Source organism: Parashewanella curva (assembly GCF_003675895.1).
Lineage (GTDB): Bacteria > Pseudomonadota > Gammaproteobacteria > Enterobacterales > Shewanellaceae > Parashewanella > Parashewanella curva.
Genome location: NZ_ML014893.1, coordinates 1 through 4474 on the forward strand (window position 1 = coordinate 1; position 4474 = coordinate 4474).

Consider the following 4474-nt stretch of genomic DNA (forward strand, 5'->3'; position numbering starts at 1 on the left):
TGAAGAACTCTATTAATGGAGAAACGCAAATGATGATCTCATTAGAGATTAGTGCCTCTCCTTACTGTAATAAATGGAATTCCATTATGTTACAGATATTAAAGCTTCAAATGTGTATTGCGAAGGTGACTCTTTGTAGTTACTGGGTAACGTAGTACGCCTTTGTGGAGGCTTGAGCCCAGTGCAGTGAAAGTTGCACGCTGGGTTCTCAGGAGAGCGGCATCTGGTAACAGGTGTCGCTTATCCGCCATTGCCGAGTCAGCTCTGAACGTAACCTGACTCGAAAATGCCCCATTGTGAGTTAGCAAAAGTAAAAAAAGAAGCGGCAAATGCCACTTCTTGGAGATATTTTTTAGATAATCAAAATACTAGTGAAGACGTTTTCTACGACCTAGTGCTAATGCCAGTAAAGGTAGAGTGAATATCCAGCCCATAGAACCACCGCCAGAAGATTTATCGCTGTTATCTTTGTCATCAGGATTACCAGCTGTAGGTGCGATATTCTTAATCGTTACTGTTACCACTTTCTCCACAGAATCTTTACCATCACTCGCCGATACTTTAAAGGTTAACGTTGTGTCAGCAGCAACATCTGGGGCTGTAAAACTAACCGTTTTTGTATCAGTGCCAGATAAGGAAACATTCGTTCCACCTGTTTGAGTCCAACTGTACGTGATTGGATCTCCATCAGCATCATTGGCGTTTGCTGTTAAAGAAACACTGGTATTTTCATTAACACTCTCATTAGCAATATCTTCTAAAACAGGTTTAGTGTTAGGTTTTGGGGTAACGGTTACGATTACCGTTTTCTCAACAGAATCTTTACCATCACTTGCCGTTACTTTAAAAGTCAATCTTGTATCAGTAGCAACATCAGGTGAAGTAAAGCTAACTGTTTTTGTATCAGCTCCTGATAAGGAAACACTCGTTCCATCAGTTTGAGCCCAACTGTAAGTAATTGCGTCACCGTCAGCATCAGAGGCGTTTGCTGTTAATGAAACACTGCTTTTTTCAATAACACTAACATCTGCTATATCTTCTAAAACAGGCTTAGTATTTGGTTTTGGGGTAATTGTTACCTTTATAGTTTTTGCAGGTAAAAATAAACCATCACTAACACCGACTCTAAATGTTAACTCTTGCTCTTGTGAGACATCGGGGGCTACAAAAGTGGCGATTGCTGTATTGGCGTTTTGTAGCTCGACTTCTAAACCTCCAATTTGAAGCCAAACAATAACCAAGTTGTCGTCATCACCATCTGTACCTTTAGCATCAAGCGTTACGGTAGCGCCAGAAATAACATCCTGATCTTCAGCACCAATTACAGGATTATGAACAGTTTTATCTGAAAATTGAACCTTTTCAATATTATGTAGGGTGTCTACCCCTTCACTTCCTGATTTAGCAGCCACTTCAAAAGTGGTTTCCCCTTCTGAAACAATAATATAATTTGCCAGTACACCATCATAAACAGCAGTGTCAGTACCCTGACCGCCATCTAAAGTGTCATTACCACCAAAACCTCTTAACTTGTCGTTGCCTTTACCACCAGCCAGTTCATTTTCAAGCTTGTTTCCAATCAGTTCATCATCATTTGAACCACCAATAGCGTTCTCAACTTCACTGTCTGGGTGCATGATAAAATTGTTATAATGCCTTCCCAAATATCTGCGATCATCATCAAAATCACGGGATAAGTTTGTTGCGATAGAACTAAACGCGCTAGGACGTAAATCAATAATATTCTTTCTTTTAGCTGTTTCTAACGAAATAGTATCATTCCCGTTCGAATCAATAAGAAGTTGATGGAAATCATAATTATCATCAAATGTGTAGATAGTATCACCTGCGTTGGATATTAGTTTCGATTTCCCATATAAATGTTGCAAAGCAATGATGTCCATTTTTCTTAAATTTGTTGCTTTAAATGGCTTATTTGGACCTGCGCCAGTAACAAACTCCAAAACAGTAAAATATTCAGTACTAAAATTGCCTAAAGGCCTTCCATCACTACTAAAAGGGTGTTTGAGCCCCAAAGCGAGCCCCATTACATGTAATAGCGTTTTTTTGGCTGTTGCGTAATCATGTTTATAGTCGATGTTACTAGCAGTAATTTTTTGGTAGGGTAAAACGTCTCGCTCAGGGTTAAAGTAAGCTAAAGTGGACTCACCATCGAGCTTTACATAACGGATTTCAGAGGCTTCGGTACTATTTGAAGGTGGAGCGTCAGCTAAGTCTTCATCTATTCCAATAGTAAACATCATATCAACATTACTTGAAGTTGAATTTACTTCATTAAACGTAATGTCTGCAGATTCAGAAATTGATTGTAATACTTTTCTAACAGCGTCTTTTTCATAATTTTTGTACTCACGGTGTTCATAAAGTATTGGGTTTAAATATCCTGATTCAGCGGTAGCAAATGAGAAGTTTATAGTGACCGCAGTACCTAGAGGTGCATCGTAATTCCAACGAGCATTATTAGTGTTAATTAAAGTATCAAGAATAATTTGTTCGGTATAGGTTTCATTTGCAGGGTAAATGTGCTTTGTTGACGTATTGTTATCTTCAAGTTCTGAGCTTAATGCATATGTCGAAAAAAATAGACAGAAAAAGAAGGTGCTGCTAGTAAATTTTGAAAATATTTTTACTGTTTTTGACATCGATAAATCCCTTTTTAGAACGAGAACTGAATTGAAACAAAGTTCAACTGCTATCCATGTCTCATTTGTATATTAAAATTACAGTGTTAAGTGGTGTTGATTGATAATTGTACAGCCTTGTTTTTATAATGTAAAAAGCCACCAATTCAATTTTAGTTGCGGTTCATCTAGAATTTCAAAAATCATACTTGTACAGTGGCTGACTCATCTTTGTCCATTTTCGAGTTGATTCTGAACATGGCCTGACTCGAAATTGCCCCAAAGTTAGCTAGATTAAAAGCTCTATTTAGCAGGCCAATTACCAAGGCATTCATTCTGAAATTAGAATCAATCACTTATTTCACTTTTTTCTTATTAATGAACTTTTAGTCTAATTGAGTGGTTAACTTTTGTTCACAAAAAGAGGCGCACAATCAATAAGTTGCTTATATATTCCCATCAACATCAACATCAACTAACTAATTTATTGCAATGGGAGAAATGATTATGGGCATGTTAGCACTACCAACAGCATCATCGGTTGGATTGTACAATGCGCTCAAGGATGGGGCTAATCGAGTTTACCAACAATTTCCTAGTGCAGAAACAGCAATTTCGGCATCCATTGCTGTCGGTGCAGGTATTGCCACAGGTGGTGTTGGTGGCGCTGTCGCAGCTTTGGGTTATTGCGTAGCCGCGACGCAATCAGGAAAGTTAGTTCATTTTTTAGAAAAGAAAGCCACAGAGCAATTACCTGAAAATCTTAAACAGTCTCAAGGAGTGAATTTCGCTATACAAGCAGCCAGCACCCTAACGCATGGTGCAGTTATTGGTTTAACATCTCCCGCAGGTATCGCCTATGGTACAGTCAAAGCAACAGCAGGCTTGGCAGCAGGTCAAATAGCAGTGAAAGCCTCCGATGCGGTAATGGAGGAACTTCAATTCGATAAAGATGGCTATGTACGTCGTGGCGCTAACATGGCAGCAGGCGCTTTAGGCGGTTATGCAGCCAGTCAGGCCGTGGACGGCGTAGCAAATTACATCAATAGTCGTCTACCTGAAAACTACACTCCAACCAATATGGAGCAAGAAGTCGTTATTGATGATGGTGACCAATTCTATGATGCACCAGAAGCGCCACAAGTAAAACAGCATGTTGAGTCATTAAATCTTAAAGGTGGATTAATGCCAAACAGAATGGCTGCTCGTGATTTGCTTTCTTTGGGGGATGACATTCCTGAACCAACACCACCAACTCAAAATTGCCCAGCAAACAGAACAATAATAGTTTTCCCTCAGGGCTCATCTAGAACAATTGATGGGACTGATGGCTACTGCGGAGTTGTAGAGCTTGACGATACTGCTAGTACTTTTTTTGGATGTCAGGACAGCTCAGCGGAAAGGGCTCAATTGACGCTTAAATCTGGCTATTTGAGTCTTAATGGTAATAGCGCTCAATCAGCTAAAGTCCACATAATACTTAATGGCAGTGCGCCCGTTGGAACTAGTTACAGAATTCAAGCGGGAAATAACGCTGGCCAAAAAGGATACTTTTTAATTGAAAATACCGGAGGAGAAACCACTGGGGTGTCCGCTTTAAGCAAAACACTTGAAAGTGCTACTGTGGTAGCAATAAACAATGATAATACTGGCGTAACATTTAATGGTAACTCTGGAACTAAGTCAAGTCTTTACGCTAAAAACTCTAGGGCAAACGGGTCAAAAATAAGCAATTAAGTTTGATCGTTTGCCAACCAGAATCGATCGTGGTTTATAATAGTCTTTGCCTGTTAAACACCATGAAAACTACCACTATTAGCCAGCACTTTGCC

At 39.4% G+C, this 4474-nt stretch carries 2 protein-coding genes; one reads left to right on the forward strand and one right to left on the reverse strand.

The features are described from left to right. Window positions 1–368 precede the first annotated feature (368 nt). Window positions 369–2663 carry a PKD domain-containing protein gene (locus tag D5018_RS22315; RefSeq protein WP_121840873.1) on the reverse strand — a complete coding sequence of 765 codons (2295 nt, stop codon included), beginning with the start codon at window positions 2661–2663 and terminating at the stop codon, window positions 369–371. Window positions 2664–3149: 486 nt separating this feature from the next. Here D5018_RS22315 and D5018_RS20705 point away from each other — a divergent pair, with 486 nt between their 5' ends. Further along, window positions 3150–4379, forward strand: a complete 1230-nt coding sequence (locus D5018_RS20705; protein ID WP_121840874.1) for a hypothetical protein — start codon at window positions 3150–3152, stop codon at window positions 4377–4379. Window positions 4380–4474: the final 95 nt, after the last annotated feature.